Raw genomic sequence first — 505 nt, 5'->3', positions numbered from 1 at the left:
CGGACGCAGGCGCGTCCGGGTCACCAACCGACCTCTCGATTAGCGAAGCGCGCGCGGGAAAATCGGTTTCACGAAAACGGGTGTCTGCCCGCCCTGACCGACCGGCTTTCGCGCGAGCAGCGGATCGATCTGACGATCGAACGCGACTCCGATGCGTCCGGCTGCCGACCAAGCGATTTGCCCGGGTACCCAGCCAACACCCCTTACGTCGAACTCGACTCGCAGGCCTTGCGCCAAGCCGTCTGGAAACTCTGCCATCAACCCCCCGGCAGAAAGGTTGCGAACCCGCACCGAGTGAGTAGCGCTTTGCCCAGCCACGCGAAAATCCGCCATCAGAAACAAGCTGTCGCGCGTGTCCTGACGGTTATGCGCCCCTTCATCGAATGAGGGACTGAGCGGATCTTGCGAATATTGGTCCATTGCGTGCAAATTGCCGATCTTGGTTCGCGGCAAGACTACTCGCGCAATGGTATCCAACATCTTAAGGCAGCGACCGTTCGCTCAA

General features: G+C 60.4%; 1 protein-coding gene. It reads right to left on the bottom strand.

Going from position 1 to position 505, the window contains the following annotated elements:
• Positions 1-39: 39 nt before the first annotated feature.
• Positions 40-333 (bottom strand): PilZ domain-containing protein, encoded by a 294-nt coding sequence (locus AACY52_RS32480; RefSeq protein WP_370468075.1) that lies wholly within the window; start codon positions 331-333, stop codon positions 40-42.
• Between the last annotated feature and the right edge of the window lie 172 nt (positions 334-505).

The organism is Pseudomonas sp. EA_65y_Pfl1_P113 (assembly GCF_963970525.1).
GTDB classification, from domain to species: domain Bacteria; phylum Pseudomonadota; class Gammaproteobacteria; order Pseudomonadales; family Pseudomonadaceae; genus Aquipseudomonas; species Aquipseudomonas tritici.
This window is presented reverse-complemented; position numbering and strand designations above follow the sequence as displayed.